The following is a 19,421-nucleotide window of genomic DNA, read 5'->3' as shown; positions in this document are numbered from 1 at the left end:
ATGCAGCGCATACTTAAAGCCGCCATCGCCGCCCTGTGGTTCATGCTGCTTACCCTGCCGGTGCTGGGAATCAAGCTGAACGTAGCGGCAAAATCAGTAATCTGGCGTTTTGACCGCATTCTGGCCCTGGGCGCAGGCATATTTGTTCTGGCCCTGATCTGGGACTGGTGCTTTACCCGCAAGGCGGCGGGCATAAAAATTGTTACGCTGCCCGCGGGCTTTAACCTGGCTGAAATTATTGAGGCCTTCCGCAACCGGCGCGGCCTCAGGCTGGGCGGCCTGGCGCTGCTCGCTGTTGTGCTGCTGGGCATGCCCATGGTCAGCTCGTTTTACCAGACCAACATCATGATCTCGGCGCTGCTGTATGTCATGCTGGCTCTGGGGCTGAACATCGTGGTGGGGCTGGCGGGCCAGCTGGTGCTGGGCTATGTGGCCTTTTACGCCATTGGCGCGTATACTTACGGCCTGCTTAACCAGTACTTTGGCCTTGGCTTTTGGGCCTGCCTGCCTATCGGCGGCTTTCTTACCGTGCTGTTTGGCCTTGGCCTGGGCTTTCCTGTGCTGCGCCTGCGCGGCGACTACCTTGCCATTGTCACTCTGGGTTTTGGCGAAATAGTGCGCCTGACCCTGCAAAACTGGAACAGCGTCACCGGCGGCCCGCGCGGTGTCAGCGATATTCCCCGCCCCGGCTTTTTCGGCATGAGCATGGATATTACGGCTTCCACCACCTACATTTACTATCTGGTGCTGGCGGCGGTGATCATTACCATTGTCGTCATCACGCGGCTCAAAAACTCGCGCGTGGGTCTTGCCCTGCAGGCCCTGCGCGAAGACGAAATAGCCTGTGAAGCCATGGGCGTGGACATTACCCGCGTAAAACTTTCGGCCTTTGCGATGGGCTCGTGCTGGGCTGGCTTTGCGGGCGTTATCTTTGCCGCCAAGACCACCTATATCAACCCGTCGAGCTTTACCTTTATGGAATCGGCCATGATCCTTTCCATGGTGGTGCTGGGCGGCATGGGCTCCATCGCCGGCGTGGTCATTGCCGCGCTGATACTCATACTTGCCCCGGAATATCTGCGGGCGTTCTCTGACTACCGCATGCTGCTTTTCGGGGCCATCATGGTGATCATGATGCTCTTCCGGCCACAGGGGCTTATCAGTGGCGAGCGACGCCGCTACCGAATCGGCGCGCTGCACGACGCCGAAGGAGGCCGCTCATGAACCCGGTGCTGGAAGTAAAAGACCTTTCGCAGGATTTTGGCGGTCTGCGCGCCCTGAACGAGCTTTCGCTCACAGTGAACCAGGGCGAGATTGTGGCCCTTATCGGCCCTAACGGCGCTGGCAAGACCACCTTCTTTAACTGCGTTACAGGCATTTACACTCCCACCGAGGGGCAGATGTTTCTGCACGACGCCAAGGGCGAAAAGCAGTTGCTCAACGGCAAAAAGCCCCACATCATCACAGCCCTGGGCATGGCCCGCACGTTTCAGAACATTCGCCTGTTCAACGAAATGACCGTGCTTGAAAACGTGATGATAGGCCGCCACTGCCGCACCAAAGCTGGCATTTTGGGGGCCATTGTGCGCGATGCGCGCACACGGCAGGAAGAGCAGGACTGCATCGACCACAGCTATGAGCTGCTCGAGCTGGTGAAGCTGCAAGACTTCTGGAACGAAACGGCCAACAACCTGCCCTACGGCGCGCAGCGGCGTCTTGAAATCGCCCGCGCCATGGCCACCGAACCGCGCATGTTGCTGCTTGACGAGCCCGCAGCGGGCATGAACCCCCAGGAGACCAACGAGCTCAAAGAGCTCGTGTGCCACATACGCGACCACCAGCAACTCTCCATCCTGCTCATCGAGCACGATATGGGCATGGTCATGTCGCTCTCCGACCGCATCTATGTCATGGAATACGGCTCCTGCATCGCCACAGGCACACCCGCCGAAATCCGCACCAACCCCCGCGTCATCAAGGCATATCTGGGAGAAAGCGATGCTTGAGCTGCGTAATGTAGACACCTATTACGGCAACATTCAGGCCCTGCGCGATATTTCGCTGAAGATTGAAGAAGGTGAAATCGTTACCCTGATCGGGGCCAACGGCGCGGGCAAGTCTACCACGCTCATGACCATCTGCGGCATCAACCGCCCCAGAAAAGGCGAAATTCTCTGGTATGGCAAGCCCATACACCACTTGCCGCCGCACGAAATCGTGACTCTGGGCATTTCGCAGGTGCCGGAAGGCCGCCTGATATTTCCCGATCTGAGCGTCAGCGACAATCTCGACCTCGGCGCTTTTTTGCGGCGCGACCCCGCCGGGGTGAAGGACGATCTGGACTACGTGTTCAGCCTCTTCCCCATCCTTTCAGAGCGGCGCAAACAGGCTGGCGGCACGCTTTCGGGCGGCGAACAGCAGATGCTGGCCATCAGCCGCGCCCTCATGGCCCGGCCCAAGCTGCTGCTGCTGGACGAGCCGTCGCTGGGCCTTGCCCCCATCATCATCCAGCAGATCTTTGCCATTATCCAGAAGGTCAACGCCAACGGCACCACGGTCTTTCTGGTGGAGCAGAACGCCAACCAGGCCCTGCGCATCGCCAACCACGGCTATGTGATGGAAAACGGCCGCATCGTCATGCGCGACACCGCAGCCAACCTGCTCTCCAGCGAAGAAGTGCGCAGCGCCTACCTGGGCATGTAGGCCATACAACCTGCGGCACAGGGCCTGCGGCCTTACCGCACGCCATAATTGCACGGCGGCGCGTTTGTTTGACAGACGCGCCGTTTTTTACGCTGCTGCGGCGGCATGCCCCGCCATACCCCGATTCTGCAGCTCCGTGACGCCCCCTGCCCGCTTGCGTCCATGCCTTTTTGCCCAACAGGGCTTGCCCGCCTGAAAAAAAATATTGCCGCCGCCAACAGACAAGTCGGCAGCGGCAATATGAACAGTCTATAAAGCCTGCGGCGGGGATTAATTCCCCTCGTTCCGGACACTAAACTCCCCCGGCGCGCAGCAGAAACAAAAGCTCCAGCTGCATACCCCGCGCCCTGCGGTGCTCCCAGGTGCTGCTGAACCGGGCCTTGGCCCGAAGCGTCAACCTGCAACCGCTTCGACCAGCGCTTATACTTCGCTGATGATCGGCACGACCACGGGGTCGCGCTCAAGCACCCGGCGGAAAAAGCGACGCAGCGAAGACCGTATGCCCTCCTGCAGCCGCCCGAGCTGGCCGGGGCGCGCGACTTCAATTTCGTCCAGCACAAGGCACTTGGCGTCTTCAAGCAGGTGACTGTAGTGCTGTTCAAAAACAAAGCCTTTGGAGATCATCTCCGGCCCGTGCAGAACGCTGCCGGTTTCGGAATCCACAACCAGCACGACAATAACCATGCCTTCGTCGCCGAGGATGCGCCGCTCCTTGAGCACTGCATAGCCTACGTCGCCCACGCCCTTGCCGTCCACCAGCGTGCACTCGACGGGCACGCGCTGCTCGATCCTGAAGGAATCCTCCAACAGCGTCAGCGGCAGGCCGTCTTCGAGCAGAATCACGTTGTCCTTCCGCACGCCGCACTCGGCAGCCAGGCGGCCATGCTTCACAAGGTGCTGGTACTCGCCGTGCACAGGCACGAACAGCTCGGGACGCACGGCTTCAAGCATGTCGCGCAGTTCTTCACGCTGGGCGTGCCCCGAGGCGTGGATGGCGTGCACGCTTTCGTACAGCACCTCCGCGCCGATGCGGTACATTTCGTTGATCAGTTTGGATATGGCCTTGGCGTTGCCGGGGATCATGCGCGAGCTCATGACCACAGTGTCGCCCTTGCGTATTTCAAGCTGTCTGTGACCGCCAAGCACCATGCGCGAGAGCGCCGACAAGGGTTCGCCCTGCGCGCCGGTCACCACAAGTACAATCTGGTCGTCGGGCAGGTCGGGCACGCCGTTGTGCGCGTTAAAAAACGAGGGCGGCAGTTTGGCTATGCCCAGGTCTCGCGCCATCTCAATATTGTTGGCCAGCGATTTGCCGCTGATCACCACCGTGCGCCCGTGCTCGCGCGCAAGGTCAAAAACTTCCTGGATGCGCTGGATGTGGCTGGAAAAGAGCGTAATAACAATGCGGCCTTCCGCCTTGGCAAATATCTTGTCCAGCGAATCCTTAACCTCGCGCTCGGTGAGCGAGCGTCCTTCGCGCACCACGTTGGTGGAATCCGAAAGCAGCAACCGCGCGCCCTCTGGCCCCGCAAAATTGCGGAACAGATTCAGATCCGTGCCCGTGGCGTCCAGGGGGTGCGGGTCGATCTTGAAATCGCCGCTGTGCACCACACGGCCCACGGGCGTCTCTATACCCAGGCCGAAACCTTCGGGTATGGAGTGGCAGACGGGAAAAAAGTGGAAGGTCAGATCGCCCAGAGGCAACACGGTGTCAGCATTGACGGGGCAGAGCTCCACCCAGTCGAGGATCTCACGCTCGCGCAGTTTGTGCTCGACCAGCGCCAGGGTAAAACGCGAGCCGTAGATGCGCGTGCCCTTGATTTCGGGCACAATCCAGGGCAGCGCGCCGATGTGGTCTTCGTGACCGTGGGTAAGCACAATGCCCAGCAGTTTGTCCTTGATGCCGCTGACGGCCCCAAAATGCGGGATAACAACGTCCACGCCCAGATGGGCATCGTCAGGAAACATCAGTCCGCAATCGACCATTACCACGCCGCCTGCGGTTTCCCACAGCTGGCAGTTAAGGCCGATCTCTCCTAACCCTCCGAGGGGGGTTATGTTCAGGTAGGGTTCATTCATTCGTAATCGCTTTTGGGGCGGCGCGGCAACCGTCGTGCCGTTGCTCAACGCCGCATGAGATCAGGGTGAAATTCGCCCATGGCTACATATAGCTGCGCCATGGCGGTCAAATAGTCGGCCTTAGCTCCTGTTAATGTCGCTTGGGCAGTGGTGAGCTTGGACGAAGCGTCCAGCACGTCAAAGTTGGTTCCGACCTGCTCCTGATAACGGGCAAGCGCCACGTTGTAAGCTTCGGTCGACTGCTCCACGCCCTTTTCCGCAACGGTAATCCGCTTTGCGGCTTCCTGCACTGCCAGTAGTTTCGACTTTATGTCATAGCCAACGCTAAGCTTCAGATCTTCTTGGGCATAGCGCATCTTGGTCACCAGCCAGCCAGCCTCTTTGTCGGCGTAGTAGGTGGTTCCCCACTGAAAAACATCCCATGTGGCGCGAGCGCCCACTTCCCACACGGCGCTACGCGACCCTCGGTCGCCCTGCTCCTGCAGATCAAGCGAGTTGCCGCTCTGCGAAATATTGTAATAGGCCTCAACCTGCGGGTAGTAGTCGCTCTGCACAGCCTGTTGCGATTTACCCGCTATCTCTACCGACTTGGCGGCAATGTACAGGTCGGGACGCTGCCTGTAGGCCGCCTCGAGGCACTGCTCAAGCGACCGGGTAAAGGGCACGTGCGCAAGCTTGCCAGTAAACTTGATCTTGGCCGTGGCCGGAAACCCCAACAGGGTGTTCAGCTTGGCCAGGCTGGTGTCGCGGCTGTTTTCGACCTGAATCAGCGTATTTTCAGACTGGCGCACGTCAACCTCGGCCTGCAGCACGTCCAGGCGGGGGCGCAGCCCCACTTCATAAAAAGCGGTTGTTATGCGCAGCTGATCCTTCAGCCGAGCCAGGGCGTCGCGCTGGCTGCGCACGCTTTCTTCGTAGCGCAGGTAGTTCAGAAACTGGGTCTGAACGTTCTCCGTCATGCTCAGCTCTGCGTTGCGCACGCTGGCCTTGTCGCTGTCTGCCTGTAACGCCGCCTTCTGGTAGTTAGCCAAAAGCTGAAAGCCCTGAAACACCGGCTGCGAAATTTCCACAGCCCAAGTGTACGTTCCCCTTTCCGGCGTTTTGTTGATAGTGGACGGGGTGGTTTTGGTCTCCTGCTTGGCGACGGAATACGTCGTGCCCAGCTTGGGGCCAAAAGCGCCGCGCGCGGACTTGCGCGCTTCTTCAGAAGACTGCTCCTGCGCCTCTTGCGAGCCAAGGCTGGGGTTGTGCCGCATGGCCCTGTCCACGGCGTCGGGCATTGTCACATCACCAGCCGGCAATACGCTGCTTTGCCCCGACGGCAGGGTTCTGCCGCTAAAAACCGGCGCGGCTGCCCTGGCGGGAGGGTTGGCATAGGTAGAAGAAGAGGCGGCCAGTGCGGAGCTCTCCCCCACGGGACCTGCAAGCGCGCCCACAACAAAAAACACCAGGCTCAGTTCAGGAATGCGCTTCATATATTTTTAAGCGGAAAAGTTCCGCAACCTGTTAAAAATTACTTTATCACGGTTTTCATACACCGCAGCGTGCGGCATTGGCAATACTTGCCAACAAAAGATATTTTGTCAAAGTACGCTTGCAATAGCTTTCTTTTAATAAAAAAATGCAGACAATATAGGTAGCACAAAAAATGTTATCACATATATTTTGCGCATCATAAAAGACCATACAGCGCAACACAGCCCAGTTTTTTGCCAGATCAAAAAAAATTGACGCTCACGCCCCTGCTAAAAATCAAAAAACAAATTTTACTTATATTCATACATCTGTTGCAAATTACACAGGCCGCACCTGTAGCAAATGCCATTTTTTTAAGCCAAACCCGCCCTCCGCAAGGATTCTAAAAAATTTCTTGAAAGTTTACCCCAGTCGTAGCATGCTGCGCAGCAGAGTCCTTGCGGGATTCCGCAGCTCCGCCGTGACGGTTGGCGCGTCTATGCGTCTGCCGTGCTGGCATTTTTTGCGGCGCACTGAAAAAGACCACAGTTGTTGCGCAGATATGGAGAACCACATGGAATTCAGTTTTTTTTCAATGATCGCCCAGGCAAGCCTGGTGGCCAAGGCGGTGCTGGCGTTTCTGGTCATGATGTCCATTGGGAGCTGGGGGCTGATGATCCAGAAATTCATCGCTCTGTGCGCTGCCAATAAAAAGGCGCTCAGCGGCACAGAGCGGTTCGAAAAAGCGGCCAATCTGCGCGAAGCGGTGCAGTCGCTTGGTTCTGACCCGACCTCGCCGCTGTACTACATCGCCCATCAGGGCGTGCTTGAATTCAACCGCTCCAAAGAGCTTGGCAATAGCAGCGAAGTGGTGGTCGACAACGTGCGCCGCGCCCTGCGCCAGGGCGTGGGCACCGAGCTGGCACGTCTGCAAAGCTCGCTTTCGATTTTGGCCACCTGCGCCAACACAGCCCCCTTTATCGGCCTGTTCGGTACGGTCTGGGGCATCATGAGCTCCTTTCACTCCATCGGCATGCTCAAGTCGGCCTCGCTGGCCACAGTAGCCCCCGGTATTTCCGAAGCCCTGGTCGCTACGGCCATCGGTCTGGCGGTGGCAGTTCCGGCCACCATCGGCTTCAACATCTTTATGGGCAAGCTTTCGCAGGTTGATACGCTGCTGGTGAACTTTGCCGGCGTGTTCCTCAACCGCGTACAGCGCGAGATCAACGCCCACCGCCCCGTGCAGCGCACGGGCGCAACGGAGATGTAGCATGGGCGCTAGCGTTGGCGGCGGCAACAAGTTTGTTTCAGACATTAACGTCACGCCCTTCGTGGACGTAATGCTGGTGCTGCTGATCATCTTCATGGTGGCAACCCCCATGATGAGTCAGGGTCTCGACGTTGACCTGCCGCAGACCAAACAGGTGGAAGTGCTCTCCACTGAAGCCGACCACATGGTGTTGACCGTGCGCAATGACGGCAAGCTGTACCTTGACGAGTACCCTGTGGAAACCATGGACGACCTTGAGGGATATCTGCAGCGCCTCGTTAAGGAAAAGAACAAGACGCTCTTTCTTCAGGCCGACAAGGCCGTGCCCTACGGGCTGGTGGTGGAAGTCATGGGTCACATCAAGGCAGTGGGCATTGAAAAACTTGGCGTTATCGCCGAACAGCCCGACGATGCCAAGGGCGGCAAGCCCGCCCGCGCCCGAAAGTAGGATTGCTCTATGCGCTTGGCCTCATATGTTCTTTCATTCTGCCTGCACGCGGCCATATTTTTGCTGATATGGTTCTGGCCCAGTAGCCCGCCCATCAAGCTGGACACGCCCCCGGTCATGATCAGCCTGGTGGAAGGCGCTACAGGCGGCAACCGCACGCCCTCGCCCATTCTTGGGCATATGGGGCAGCCCGGCGACGGCCCGCTTGCGCCTACGCCGCCTGCGCCCAAGGCGGAAGTTGCAGCCCCTGAACGCGTTGAAGTAAAAGAGCCCAAGCCTGTGCCGCCGCAGCCCAAGCAGGATGCGGCAGCGGTAAAAAAACCGGAGCCAAAGCCGGAACCAAAGCCGCAGCCCAAGCCGGAACCCAAGGAAGAAGCCAAACCCATCGCGCAGAAAAAGGAAGACAAGCCCAAGCCCAAGGAAGAACCGCACAAGGAAGCCCCCAAGGACCAGAAAAAGCCAGAGCCAACCAAGACCGAAGCTAAAAAGGATGCCAAAGACGCCAAGGATGGCAAATCCAACGTCGATCCAGTGGCAGCGGCATTGCAGCAGGCCCGCAAAGCCACCTCGCGTGCCGAATCCGGCGACCGGGGTAATGCTGTTGAGCAGGCCCTGGCGCAGGCGCAGCGTCACGCAGGCGGTAACCGTGGCGGCGGCGGCGGCGAAGGCAACGGCCCTGGCGGCGGCGGCCTGGGCGATGTATACATGGGTCAGGTTATGCTGGCCGTGCGGCCCAACTGGGGCTTCGCCTCAGCGGGGCGCGTAAACCTGCGCTGCATAATCAACGTCAAGGTTGATTCGCAGGGCAAGGTATTGCAGACGTCGGTAACGCACGGCTCGGGCAACTCGCAGTTTGACGCCTCTGCCGTAAACGCCATCATCCGCACCAGCCAGAGCGGGCAGTTCCCGCCCCCGCCATCAGCGGATTACGGCGACCTTGACCTTGTGTTTACGCTGGACGAATTGATGGGCCGATAGGCGGCATGCTGCAGCAGTTGCGCGGCCGAAATTGAGGTGCGCGGCTGGTCCCGCATTGCATCGATGGTTGATGCAAGCAAGTGGTTAGCAAACCTGAGGCACAAGCGGGCAGACGGACAACTGACCGCACCAGCTGGTGACCTTCGCGGGATTGCAAGGGTCATCTGTCAGGCGGGCACGGCAGGCGTCAGGCACGGTTTAGTAGCAATCGGGGCCGCAAAGCGGCCAGGACAGACACGCGCATCCGGTAAACGCGCGCATTCAGGAGGATGTATGCCTTCCAAACCGCGCACGAACCTCAGCAGCTCTTGCATTATTTTTTGCCTCGCCGCCGCAGCGCTTTACTGCGCTGCGGCGGGCGGGGCATTTGCCGCTTCCGCTGCCAGCGCGGATCAAAGCAGCTATGCAGGCAACATGCTGGACAAGATTACAGAAATCTGGGCTCCGCCCCCGGCGTTAAAAAGCGACTTCAAGGTCAGCCTCAAGGTCAGCGTCGACAGCCAGGGACAGGTTAAGGACTGCAAGGCCATTAAGCCTTCTGGCCTTGAAGCCTTTGACAACTCGGTGTGCGGCGCTGTGCGCCAGATAGGCTCGTTTGGCACGCCCCCCTACGGTGCCCCCATCGATGTGCAGCTCACATTCTGGAACGGCACCCCCAAGGGCAAGCCAAGGCCCGACCCCCTGAGCACCGAAGAAGCGCTGCGGGCCGAAGTAAAGGCCAGAAACAAGGCCGAGGCGGCCCTGGGCGATTCACGCGCCGAGGCGGCGGAAGATCGCGCCCGCGAGCGGGCCGAAGCGGTGGCCAGGGCAGACGGCAAAAACATCCCCGAAATGCGTCCGACCCCGGTAGCGCCCCGCAGCACGCCAAAAGTAGATGACAACGGCAAAAAATCTGCTACGACTAACTCATGGCAAGCAGCGGGCCAAACAGAAAATGGCCCGGCCACGCAGCTTATAGGCAAAAGCAAGCCATCAGCTGCCGACGGCAAAGCTGGCGCAAAACCGGCAGGTCCAAGCGCGCAGGGCGCGACCGCCGCACAACCGCAGGCCGCAGTCAGGCCGCAGCAGGCCGACACTCTGCCGAGCTACGGAGAGCCCGTCGAACCGCAGCCGCAAAAAATCTCCCCGCCGCCGCCGCGCACAAGCCCTATGCCCGCGCCCAAGGCGGAGGCAGCTTCCGCGCCCCAGGGTAAAGTGGCTGCGCCGGGCGCGAGCACCAAGGCAACCGACCGCAACAAATACCGCCGCGAGGTTGCACGCCTGCTACGCGACGGCATGATTATTCCTGCGGAAACAGCGCCGGGCAGGTATGAATCCGTCGTAAGGCTTACAATTTCTCCTCAGGGAGATATAACAGATTTCAAGGTGGTTACGCCCACAGGCGATAAGCTCCTTGACAAATATGTGCAGCGGGGCATACGCCGAGCAGGCAGCGTGCCCCCTCCGCCTGCCGACTTGGGGGGAACGCTGGACATCACCCTTATACTGGTGCGCCACTGAGGCGCGCTGCTTGAACAAGGAATACGTACGCCATGAAAAAACAGCTTCTTCTCCTGACACTGGGGTTCTGGCTGGCTCTCGGAAGCGGGGCGCAGGCCGCCATGCGCGTGGACATTTACGGTCCGGGGCAAAACATTGTTAATCTTGCTTTGGCGGCTCCCCTCAAGGGTCCCCAGGCCGAAGCAAGCGGCATGGGCGCTGACCTGCAAAAGATTGTGCAGCAAAACCTGAGCTTTTTGCCCTTTATGCGTCTTACCGATCCCAGAGCGGTGCTCGGCGGCGTAGTGCTGGCAGGGTGCGAGCCGCCGTCCCTTGACTTCAAGCGCTTTCAGCTTGCTGGCTCGGACATTGTGGTGACCACTAACTGGCCAGAGGGCGACAGCGGCACCCGCCCGGTGCAGATCCGCGCTTTTGAGACCAACAGCGGCGGCCGTCTGTTTGGCAAGGAATACCCCAAGGTAACCGCGCACGACCTGCCGGAAGTTGCGGACAGGTTCTGCGCCGACCTGCTTGAAGCCCTGACGGGCAACGGGTCTTTCTTCCGCTCGACACTTGCCTTTGTAAAAAAGACCGGCAAGATGAGCGCCAACGTCTGGCTTGTAAAGCCCACCGGACGCGACCTGCGCCAGATCACCAACATGCCCGGCGAATCCATGTCGCCTGCCTGGTCGCCCGACGGTCGTTTTGTGGTCTTTACCCATATTGACGAAAAGTCGCACGCCCTCGGCGTTTGGGACCGCACCAGCGGCAAGGTGCAGCGCATCCGCTTTCCCGGCAACGTGGTCATCGGCCCTGCCTTTATGCCCGACAACAAAGTTGCGGTGGCCCTCTCCAACGGCAAGTACCCCGTCATCTTTCAGTTGAACCATGTTTTCCAGAAGGAACGCGTGCTGGAACAGGGTGATTCTATTAACGTTTCACCAACATTTGACAGCACCGGCACCAAGATGGCATTTACCTCTTCACGCATGGGTGGTCCGCAGATTTTCCTTAAGGATCTGAGCAGCGGATCTGTCACGCGCGTGAGCAAAAACGGCACGTACAACACCGAGGCCAACCTGTCGCCCGACGGCACCCTGGTAGTGTTCAGCCGCATGACCGATTACGGTCATCGCATTTTTGTTCAGGATATGCTTACCGGCATGGAACGCCAGATCACTTTCGGCCCCGGCAGCGATGAACAGCCCGCTTTCTGTGCCGACAGTTACTTCATAGCGTTTTCCTCGACGCGTAGTGGTCACAGTATTTTCCTGACCACCCGTCACGGCGGCGACGCCAAAATGGTTCCCACCGGGGGTGGCGCTGCCTACTTCCCGCGCTGGGGGATGCCCGGTCAGCAGAAATAGCTTGAAATTAACAGATTGGCCTCTTACCCGCGTTTTTACTCGATTTTCCCGCCCCTACGGGATGGCATGGGTAAAAAATATTTTACGAAAGTGCGTCGAAACCCCCTTCCACGCCTTGACAAAAATTGCGGGCCAGATACCATCTGTTATGCGAGGACGAAACGGCCTCGCGTGTGCAGAAAGGAAAGGTATCAATTTTTTTGGAGAATGAGCTGTTCAGGAGGACACACAATGAAACGCTATGCTCTTATTCTCGCTCTGGTTATGGCCCTGGCCGCCGGCTTTGGCTGCGCTAAGAAAACCACCAGCGAACCCGGCTATGACGATGGCCTGACCCCCGAAATGCGTGCGGCCATCCAGCAGATCACTGACGCCCGCGTCTACTTCGCTTTCGACAAATTCGACATCAAGCCCGAATACAAAGAAATGCTGAAGACCAAGGCCGATCTGCTGAAGAAGTACTCCTCTATCCGCGTGCGCATCGAAGGCAACTGCGACGAACGCGGCACCCAGGAATACAACCTCGCCCTCGGCGAACGCCGCGCCCGTGCTTCTTACGAATACATGGTTACGCTTGGCGTGAACCCCAGCCAGCTGGAAATGATCAGCTACGGCAAGGAAAACCCCGCCGTGCAGGGTAACAGCGAAGCCTCGTGGTCCAAGAACCGCCGCGATGACTTCCGCGTGATCGCCCACTAGTCTTTAGAGACAAGTGCTTGAAGAGCCGCCCTACGGGCGGCTCTTTTTTTTGCTGTTATCGGCGGTCACCGGCATGCTGCCCCTTGCCAGCAGCGTCCCATGCGCCACGCCCGTTACTGGTCAGCCGCCCTTTTGTCGCGCACTCTGCTCTGTGCGACCTTCCGGTCTAGGTTTCCAGACGCCACAGCTGCCATCCCGACTGCCATTGCCAGCCTTACGTCTCCTTGCGTCTACCTGCGCCTCATTGCCGCTCGGGGGCAAGGCAGCACGTTTACGGCCCGCACTTGCCGCGCCTAAGATTTTTTGCATACGCGCGCACGGCATGCACCCATTGCCGCCATGCCTGTTCTGCTTAGACATGGCAGGGCCAACGCCCCCTAAGCACGGCTGGTCAATGCGGCCTTGGTCGCATCACTCGTGCGCGCGTATGCAGCGTACCGCCGCCGAAATCGGCAGGAAGTCGCATGCGTTTTTGCGGCACGCAATGAGGCGCAGGCAGCACGCAAGTTTCACGTAAGTGCAACAATACGCACAGCAACGCCGGATGAACCTGCAGGCCGGGATCTTGCGGGCATGGGCATCACAGGATACAGTGCAGGCAACAGAGGTTACTTGCATGAAAATAGCCATTCTTGACGGCGCCGTGCTCAACCCCGGCGATGTGGACTGGAGTCCCATCACATCTCTTGGTGATGTGTCCATTTATGATGCTACCCCCACAGAAGCGATCGCTGACCGTACCCGCGATGCTGACGTGGTGCTTGTCAACAAAACCCCGCTGAACGGCCCCAACCTTGAGCACCTTGACAGCACCGTGCGCATGGTTGGCGTGCTGGCCACGGGGTACAATATTGTGGACATAGATACCCTCGCTACCCGCAACATTCCTGTCTGCAATGTGGTTGCCTACGGCGTCAGCGATGTGGCCCAGCACGCCATGGCCTTGCTGCTTGAGCTGTGCCGTCATACGAGCATGCACTCGGAGAGCGTTAAAAACGGAGACTGGCTAAAGTGCAAAAGCTGGTGCTACTGGAAGATTCCGCCTCTGTGCCTGGAAGGTTTGACCATGGGGCTCATCGGCTTTGGCTCCATTGGCCGCCGCATGGGCGAACTGGCTCACGCCTTTGGCATGAGCGTGCTGGCATACTGCCGCACCCCCAAGGATCCGCCGTCATACAGCCCGTTTGCTTTTGCCACTCTTGAACACCTGCTTTGCGCCTCAGACGTTGTTTCGCTGCACTGCCCCCTTACCAAGGAGACGCGCAACATCATCAACGCCAAGTCGCTTTCTGCCATGCGCAAGGGCGCAATATTGCTGAACACCTCGCGCGGGCCGCTGGTGGATGAGGCAGCCGCGGCCGAAGCGTTAAAGTCCGGGCATCTGGGCGGCCTCGGCACCGACGTGCTGGCGCAGGAACCGCCGCAGGACGACAACCCCCTGTTCACAGCCCCCAACACCCTCATTACACCACACATTGCCTGGGCCACCACCCGCGCCCGGCAGAACATTATTGACCTCATGGCAGAGAACATCCGCCGCTGGCAGGCGGGCACCCCGGTCAATGTGGTAAATGGAGTCAAATAGGCTTCTACCATGTACATCGACATACACACCCACGCCTTTCATCCCAAAATTGCACACAAGGCCGTGGATCACCTGAATAATTTTTATAGTCTTACCTGCACGGGCGATGGCACCATCGCCCATTTGCTTGAAAGGGAGCGTAAGGCCGGGCTGGATAAATGCGTGGTGCTGTGTGCAGCCACGGCCCCGGCCCAGGTCATACCGGCCAATAATTACGCTATCAGCCTGCAACGGGAACATCCCGACCAGGTCATTGCCTTTGGCACGGTGCATCCGGGTTACGAAAAATGGGAGGCGGAGCTTGAGCGCATCAAGGCTGCGGGCATTCGCGGCATCAAGCTGCACCCCGACTTTCAAAGCTTCCGGCTTGACGACCCCCGCCTCTTGCCCATTTTTGAGGCGGCGCAAAAAGACTTTGTGTTTGAAATACACATTGGCGACCAGACCCTGCCCGACAAAAACCCCTCCTGCCCCTACAAGCTGGCGGCCATAATGCGCCAGTTTCCGGGCATCAGGGTTATAGCGGCGCACTTTGGCGGCTACCACATGTGGGCGCACGCCCTGACAGCGCTATCGGGCGGCAGGTTTGAAAACCTCTGGTTCGACACCTCAAGCACCACGCCCTTTGCCACCCCCGTGCTGGCAAAAAAACTTTTTAACAGTTTTCCGCGCGAGCACATCCTGTTTGGTACAGACTGGCCGCTTTACGACCCTGCGGAAGAACTGCAACGGTTGCAAAAACTGGGAAGGCTGAGCGACGGCGAAATGCAGGATATCATGAGCAACGCCTCCGCTCTGCTGGCCGAAACGCACCCGCAGGTGAAAAGCCACCCCGACCATTGACAGTTCACCCCCTTTGCGGGTAAGTCAATTGCCAAGCCGGACGGCGGCAACACTGCCAACCCCGTCAGGTCCGAAAGGAAGCAGCGGCAACAGACGTTGCCGGGTGTCCGGCCCACAAAAAACCGCAACGGTAACCCGTTGCGGTTTTTTGCGTCTTGCGGTTTGTTTTGGGCTGCTGCGCCCTGCACAAACCGAAAACAGCCTGCCGCCTGCCCAGAAGGTTTGCCTCCCCCAGAGCGCGGCCATCTCTGCAGAGCCTACTGCTTGGCGTCGTCCTGCTGCCGGGCCTCACCGTGTTGCAGGGCGTTGTCGGTCACCATCACATCCACCTGATAAATGCCGCGCATCTCGTCCAGGTGGACACGCATGGCTTTTTCCGCCAGGTCAGGGTCGCGCTTTTTCAGCGCTTCGTACACGCCGACATGCGCGCGGTACGAGCGCTCGCTCTGCTTGCGCACCTGCAGCGAGGCGTACAAGGGCGTGATCAGCCAGCCAGCAAAGCCCTCTGCCAAAAGGCCGAGAAAATTGTTGCCCATGCATTCCACAAGATACCGGTGAAAATCAATGTCGGCTTCCGCAAAGGCGCGTATTTCTGTAGCGTCCAGCAGTCTGCGCTGGTTTTGCAGCAACTCGTCAATGTGCGCCAACTGCTCGTCCGTGGCCTCAAGGGCCATGCGGCGCACTACGGCTGTTTCAAAAAACAGCCGCAGATCGTGCAACTGCCGCCAGCCATCAGGCGAGCTGGAATAAATTTCGAGCGTTGCGCGCATTTCGCGCAGCAGAGGCTTGAGGGTAAGTCTGCACACGCGTGCGCGCATGCCGGGTGAAACTTCGATCAGGCCCATCCTTGCCAGCCCGGAAAGGGCCTCCCGCACAGCAGGGCGCCCCACGCCAAATTCATCCATAAGCTCGCGCTCGGAAGGCAGCTTTTGCCCTACCGGATAGACTCCGTTCTGGATGTCGTCCAGCAGGCAGCTAAGCACTTCCGTATGCACGCGCGGGCGCTGGATACTACGCCGTCTCCCGCCCTGAGCCTCGGCATCACTGTTTTTTGAATTTTCGGTACTCATGGTGAAACTCGCTTCTCCTTGCGCTCTGCTGTTATTACGCATCACCGTGAACAGCTTATATGTATGTGGTCAACGTCAATTATCCCACAAAAACGTTTACATAACTTTCATAAGATATTTCCTTACGCCGCAAATTTCTGTAGACTTATAAAAGGCTGCAAGCGTGGAGCGTTCAGCATCCGGGCAAGTTTGACCTTGTCCCGCCCGCCTCAGGCGGCCACCTGACGCTTTGCGCCAATTTTTAACTGAGGCTGCCCAGCGCCGCACCGCGCATTTATTCCACTGCCACGGCAGAAAAAACAGATCAAGGAGCAAGTGATGTCACGGATCAAGAACCTGCGGGAAGAAGCCCTTGCTATGCACAAGGAATACCAGGGTAAGATTGAGGTTCGGGTCAAAGCCCCTGTGCGCGATAACGACGACCTCACTCTGGCGTATTCGCCCGGCGTTGCCGAGCCGTGCATGGAAATCCACAAAGATCCCGCGATGCTTGACGTCTATACCAATCACTCCAACTTTGTCTGCGTTGTCTCCAACGGAACCGCGGTGCTTGGTCTCGGCAACATTGGCGCTGCCGCCGCAATGCCTGTTATGGAAGGCAAATCGCTGCTCTTCAAAACCTTTGGCGATGTGGACGCCTTCCCCATCTGCGTAGACACCAGGGACACCGGCAAAATCGTTGAGCTTGTGGAACTGATGGCTCCGACCTTTGGCGGCGTTAACCTTGAAGACATCAAAGCTCCTGAATGCTTTATCATTGAAGACACCCTGAAAAAAAACGGCGTGTTCAAGGGCCCCATTTTTCACGACGACCAGCACGGCACTGCGGTCGTCACCCTGGCCGGGCTTATCAATGCCCTGAAAATTGTCGGCAAAAAGCTTGAAGATGTCACCGTCGTCACTAGCGGCGCTGGCGCTGCCGGCATTGCCATCATCAAGCTGCTCATGGCCGTGGGACTCAAAAACGTCATCATGTGCGACACCAAGGGCGCTATCTGGGAAGGCCGCCCCGAAGGCATGAATCCCTACAAGGACGAAATCGCCAAACACACCAACCCCGGCAGGGTCAAGGGCGGTCTGGCCGAAGCCATCAAGGGAGCCGATGTGTTTATCGGCGTCTCCGCACCCAACTCGCTCAACGAAGACATGATCCGCAGCATGGCCAAAGACCCCATTGTCTTTGCCCAAGCCAATCCTATCCCAGAAATCTGGCCTCTGCAGCGCGCTTTTGACGGCGGAGCAAAGGTGGTGGCCACCGGCCGCTCCGACTGCCCCAACCAGATCAACAACGTGCTCGCCTTCCCCGGCATCTTCCGGGGCGCCATCGACGTGCGCGCCACAGACATCAACGACACCATGAAAATTGCCGCCGCCAAGGCGCTGGCCGAGCTTGTCAAGCCTGAAGAGCTCAGCCCCAGCATGATCATACCCTCTACACTGAACCCCGACGTGGCCCCGCTGGTCGCGGCCGCCACCGCCAAGGCCGCAATGGACAGCGGCATCGCCCGCGTGCATCTGGAGCCCAGCCAGGTGGCGGAAAACCTCCGGAAGCGTCTGGCCAAACGCCAAGGCTAACCGCCAGACCACCCTTAAAAATTCCCGCACAGGGTCGCGCTCGCAAGCGCGGCCCTTTTTTATGTGGGGCCCTGTGCGAACTTCAGTGGGGCGCATTGCCGCATACCCTGCAGGCTCGCAGGCCCATGCGTCTCTACTGCCGGAGACCCAGTAATCACAGCCTGTTTGATCACTCGCTCTGTCAATAGTATAACATTTCAAGAAGTGATACCATGCAAAATATCTGTGGGCAATTACCGGGTAAACCCGTTAAATCAAGCGGCGATCAGGCACTTGACTGTTTGCTCAAACTATAAAAAGATACATAATCTGTAAAGACCCCTGACGCAATTTTGCAACTCGTCGCGAGGGGTTATCAGCACACTACGCAGCCCATCAATTTGGCATTGCAATATTTTTTTACCGTAACGCTGCTAAAAAAAGTTTCAAAAAAAGCGCCGTGACCAAAGTCAGGGCGCTTTAACCTGCAGTGTTGTTTTGGGGGGCTTAATGCCCTGTTATGCCATATTTTTTGAGTTTGTACTGCAGCAAACTTTTTGAAATACCAAGGTATTCCGCAGCCTTAACCTGCACAAGCTCTGCCCGCACGAGGGCCCGCCTGATGAGTGCGGCCTCTATTTTTTCCAGCGTGTCAGCCAGATCAAGCTGCACGGGCAGCAGGTCAACGGCGCTTTTAAACTGCGACTCTTCATCGCGGATTTCCGCAGGCAGATTATCCACGTCGATGACGGTGCTGGGGACGAGCACAAGGCAACTCTCCACCACGTTTTCAAGCTGGCGGATGTTGCCCGGCCACTCATAGCCCGTAAGGTAGTTCAACGCTTCGGTGCTGAAGGTTTTGGGCGGCATGGAGTTATCGGTGCAGACCTTTTCCACAAAATGCGCCACCAGCAGGGGAATGTCTTCGCGCCGTTCGCGCAGGGGCGGCAGGGGAACCTGCACCACGTTGAGGCGATAATAGAGGTCGTCGCGAAACACGCCCTTCTCAACCAGGGCGGCAAGGTCTTTGTTGGTGGCCGCCACAACGCGGATGTCCACCTCAATTTCTTCGCCGCCGCCAACGCGTTCAAAACGCCTTTCCTGCAGCACACGCAGCAGCTTGACTTGCAGATCAGGCGTAAGCTCGGCTATCTCATCCAAAAACAGCGTACCGCCGTCGGCCTGTTCAAACCGGCCGCGTCGCATGGCCACAGCACCGGTAAACGACCCCTTTTCGTGACCAAAAAGCTCGCTCTCAAGCACGCCGGGGTTCAGCGCCATGCAGTTGACCGACACAAAGGGTTTGTCTTTGCGGGGGCTTGTATAGTGGATGGCACGGGCCACCAGCTCTTTGCCGGTGCCTGATTCGCCTGTGATCAGCACTGTTGAGCGGCTGGGAGCAGCGCGCTGGACCATGAGCAGCACGTCACGTATGGCCTTGCTGCGGCCCACGATTTTGTGCACGCCGTAGCGGTCTTCCATGACCTCTTGCAGCAGCCTGTACTGACGGTGGGCCCGCGACAGCTCCACGGCATTGTGGATCGAGAGCAGCAGCTCGTCGTTGGAAAACGGCTTGGTGATGTAATCAAACGCGCCGTACTTCATGACTTTAACGGCGCTTTCAATGGAGCCAAAGGCCGTCATTATCAGCACGGGGATATATGGCCAGTTTTTCTTGACCCTTTCAAGCACCTCGCGCCCTGTGACCTTGGGCATTTTCATGTCTGTCACAATGACGTCCACTTCGCTTTCATCCAGAAAAGCGAGCGCGGTTTCAGGGTCACTGATGGCAGTAACAACATACCCCTCGTCTTCGAGCAGGGTCTGCAATACCAGCAGATAGTTTTTTTCGTCGTCAACAACCAGAAGATGCGCTTTCTCACTCATTATG

General features: G+C 58.3%; 16 protein-coding genes and 1 other RNA gene. 13 read left to right on the top strand and 4 right to left on the bottom strand.

What is annotated here, in order from left to right; translation table 11 throughout:
* From livM to DDIC_RS04600, 3 genes are read left to right on the top strand one after another with little or no spacing between them, the layout of a single operon-like run.
* Positions 1-1,224, top strand: a complete 1,224-nt coding sequence (gene livM / locus DDIC_RS04610; RefSeq protein WP_136399359.1) for a high-affinity branched-chain amino acid ABC transporter permease LivM — start codon at positions 1-3, stop codon at positions 1,222-1,224.
* The gene (locus DDIC_RS04605) at positions 1,221-2,006 is read left to right on the top strand and encodes an ABC transporter ATP-binding protein (protein ID WP_136399358.1); all 786 of its coding nucleotides are present in this window, start codon (positions 1,221-1,223) and stop codon (positions 2,004-2,006) included. The genes livM and DDIC_RS04605 overlap by 4 nt, the downstream gene beginning before the upstream one ends.
* Complete coding sequence (locus DDIC_RS04600; RefSeq protein ID WP_136399357.1) at positions 1,999-2,703, top strand: ABC transporter ATP-binding protein; 705 nt, start codon at positions 1,999-2,001, stop codon at positions 2,701-2,703. The genes DDIC_RS04605 and DDIC_RS04600 overlap by 8 nt, the downstream gene beginning before the upstream one ends.
* Before the next feature lie 420 nt (positions 2,704-3,123).
* Here DDIC_RS04600 and DDIC_RS04595 read toward each other — a convergent pair whose 3' ends face one another.
* On the bottom strand, positions 3,124-4,782 hold the full coding sequence (locus DDIC_RS04595; protein ID WP_136399356.1) for a ribonuclease J: 1,659 nt from the start codon (positions 4,780-4,782) through the stop codon (positions 3,124-3,126).
* A 44-nt stretch (positions 4,783-4,826) separates the two neighbouring features.
* The gene (locus DDIC_RS04590; protein ID WP_136399355.1) at positions 4,827-6,257 is read right to left on the bottom strand and encodes a TolC family protein; all 1,431 of its coding nucleotides are present in this window, start codon (positions 6,255-6,257) and stop codon (positions 4,827-4,829) included.
* Between the two features lie 554 nt (positions 6,258-6,811).
* On the opposite strand from DDIC_RS04590, the gene tolQ reads away from it, so the two are divergent.
* The 9 genes from tolQ to ffs all read left to right on the top strand — a co-directional run bounded on the left by tolQ (position 6,812) and on the right by ffs (position 15,024).
* Positions 6,812-7,507, top strand: a complete 696-nt coding sequence (tolQ, locus tag DDIC_RS04585; RefSeq protein ID WP_136399354.1) for a protein TolQ — start codon at positions 6,812-6,814, stop codon at positions 7,505-7,507.
* Position 7,508: 1 nt separating this feature from the next.
* The gene (locus DDIC_RS04580; RefSeq protein ID WP_136399353.1) at positions 7,509-7,955 is read left to right on the top strand and encodes an ExbD/TolR family protein; all 447 of its coding nucleotides are present in this window, start codon (positions 7,509-7,511) and stop codon (positions 7,953-7,955) included.
* A 9-nt stretch (positions 7,956-7,964) separates the two neighbouring features.
* Positions 7,965-8,933 carry a cell envelope integrity protein TolA gene (locus DDIC_RS04575; RefSeq protein ID WP_136399352.1) on the top strand — a complete coding sequence of 323 codons (969 nt, stop codon included), beginning with the start codon at positions 7,965-7,967 and terminating at the stop codon, positions 8,931-8,933.
* 273 nt (positions 8,934-9,206) lie between these two features.
* A complete protein-coding gene (locus DDIC_RS04570) occupies positions 9,207-10,433 on the top strand; it encodes a TonB family protein (protein WP_168732465.1) in 1,227 nt (408 codons plus the stop codon).
* Positions 10,434-10,465: 32 nt separating this feature from the next.
* On the top strand, positions 10,466-11,779 hold the full coding sequence (locus DDIC_RS04565) for a PD40 domain-containing protein (RefSeq protein ID WP_136399350.1): 1,314 nt from the start codon (positions 10,466-10,468) through the stop codon (positions 11,777-11,779).
* Between the two features lie 231 nt (positions 11,780-12,010).
* On the top strand, positions 12,011-12,478 hold the full coding sequence (gene pal / locus DDIC_RS04560) for a peptidoglycan-associated lipoprotein Pal (protein WP_136399349.1): 468 nt from the start codon (positions 12,011-12,013) through the stop codon (positions 12,476-12,478).
* Between the two features lie 616 nt (positions 12,479-13,094).
* Positions 13,095-14,063 carry a D-2-hydroxyacid dehydrogenase gene (locus tag DDIC_RS04555; protein WP_136399348.1) on the top strand — a complete coding sequence of 323 codons (969 nt, stop codon included), beginning with the start codon at positions 13,095-13,097 and terminating at the stop codon, positions 14,061-14,063.
* Between the two features lie 9 nt (positions 14,064-14,072).
* Positions 14,073-14,906 carry an amidohydrolase family protein gene (locus DDIC_RS04550; RefSeq protein WP_136399347.1) on the top strand — a complete coding sequence of 278 codons (834 nt, stop codon included), beginning with the start codon at positions 14,073-14,075 and terminating at the stop codon, positions 14,904-14,906.
* 32 nt (positions 14,907-14,938) lie between these two features.
* Positions 14,939-15,024: signal recognition particle sRNA small type (gene ffs / locus DDIC_RS04545), an RNA gene on the top strand.
* A 139-nt stretch (positions 15,025-15,163) separates the two neighbouring features.
* On the opposite strand, the gene DDIC_RS04540 is transcribed toward ffs, so the two are convergent.
* Positions 15,164-15,976: an FCD domain-containing protein gene (locus DDIC_RS04540; RefSeq protein ID WP_136399346.1), complete on the bottom strand. Its 813-nt coding sequence runs from the start codon at positions 15,974-15,976 to the stop codon at positions 15,164-15,166.
* A gap of 318 nt (positions 15,977-16,294) precedes the next feature.
* Here DDIC_RS04540 and DDIC_RS04535 point away from each other — a divergent pair, with 318 nt between their 5' ends.
* Positions 16,295-17,551 carry an NAD(P)-dependent malic enzyme gene (locus DDIC_RS04535; RefSeq protein WP_136399345.1) on the top strand — a complete coding sequence of 419 codons (1,257 nt, stop codon included), beginning with the start codon at positions 16,295-16,297 and terminating at the stop codon, positions 17,549-17,551.
* A 486-nt stretch (positions 17,552-18,037) separates the two neighbouring features.
* Here DDIC_RS04535 and DDIC_RS04530 read toward each other — a convergent pair whose 3' ends face one another.
* Complete coding sequence (locus DDIC_RS04530; RefSeq protein ID WP_136399344.1) at positions 18,038-19,417, bottom strand: sigma-54-dependent transcriptional regulator; 1,380 nt, start codon at positions 19,415-19,417, stop codon at positions 18,038-18,040.
* Between the last annotated feature and the right edge of the window lie 4 nt (positions 19,418-19,421).

Source organism: Desulfovibrio desulfuricans (genome assembly GCF_004801255.1).
Classification (GTDB): domain Bacteria; phylum Desulfobacterota; class Desulfovibrionia; order Desulfovibrionales; family Desulfovibrionaceae; genus Desulfovibrio; species Desulfovibrio desulfuricans_C.
The sequence above is the reverse complement of the archived record's forward strand: the minus strand, read 5'-3'. Positions and strand labels throughout refer to the sequence as shown.

Excerpts from the sequence above, each read along its gene's own strand:
- DDIC_RS04530 (WP_136399344.1), bottom strand. The coding sequence starts at position 19,417 with ATGAGTGAGAAAGCGCATCTTCTGGTTGTTGACGACGAAAAAAACTAT.
- DDIC_RS04555 (WP_136399348.1), top strand. The coding sequence starts at position 13,095 with ATGAAAATAGCCATTCTTGACGGCGCCGTGCTCAACCCCGGCGATGTG.
- livM (WP_136399359.1), top strand. The coding sequence starts at position 1 with ATGCAGCGCATACTTAAAGCCGCCATCGCCGCCCTGTGGTTCATGCTG.
- pal (WP_136399349.1), top strand. The coding sequence starts at position 12,011 with ATGAAACGCTATGCTCTTATTCTCGCTCTGGTTATGGCCCTGGCCGCC.
- DDIC_RS04600 (WP_136399357.1), top strand. The coding sequence starts at position 1,999 with ATGCTTGAGCTGCGTAATGTAGACACCTATTACGGCAACATTCAGGCC.
- DDIC_RS04570 (WP_168732465.1), top strand. The coding sequence starts at position 9,207 with ATGCCTTCCAAACCGCGCACGAACCTCAGCAGCTCTTGCATTATTTTT.
- tolQ (WP_136399354.1), top strand. The coding sequence starts at position 6,812 with ATGGAATTCAGTTTTTTTTCAATGATCGCCCAGGCAAGCCTGGTGGCC.
- DDIC_RS04565 (WP_136399350.1), top strand. The coding sequence starts at position 10,466 with ATGAAAAAACAGCTTCTTCTCCTGACACTGGGGTTCTGGCTGGCTCTC.
- DDIC_RS04550 (WP_136399347.1), top strand. The coding sequence starts at position 14,073 with ATGTACATCGACATACACACCCACGCCTTTCATCCCAAAATTGCACAC.
- DDIC_RS04540 (WP_136399346.1), bottom strand. The coding sequence starts at position 15,976 with ATGAGTACCGAAAATTCAAAAAACAGTGATGCCGAGGCTCAGGGCGGG.
- DDIC_RS04595 (WP_136399356.1), bottom strand. The coding sequence starts at position 4,782 with ATGAATGAACCCTACCTGAACATAACCCCCCTCGGAGGGTTAGGAGAG.
- DDIC_RS04580 (WP_136399353.1), top strand. The coding sequence starts at position 7,509 with ATGGGCGCTAGCGTTGGCGGCGGCAACAAGTTTGTTTCAGACATTAAC.
- DDIC_RS04590 (WP_136399355.1), bottom strand. The coding sequence starts at position 6,257 with ATGAAGCGCATTCCTGAACTGAGCCTGGTGTTTTTTGTTGTGGGCGCG.
- DDIC_RS04535 (WP_136399345.1), top strand. The coding sequence starts at position 16,295 with ATGTCACGGATCAAGAACCTGCGGGAAGAAGCCCTTGCTATGCACAAG.
- DDIC_RS04605 (WP_136399358.1), top strand. The coding sequence starts at position 1,221 with ATGAACCCGGTGCTGGAAGTAAAAGACCTTTCGCAGGATTTTGGCGGT.
- DDIC_RS04575 (WP_136399352.1), top strand. The coding sequence starts at position 7,965 with ATGCGCTTGGCCTCATATGTTCTTTCATTCTGCCTGCACGCGGCCATA.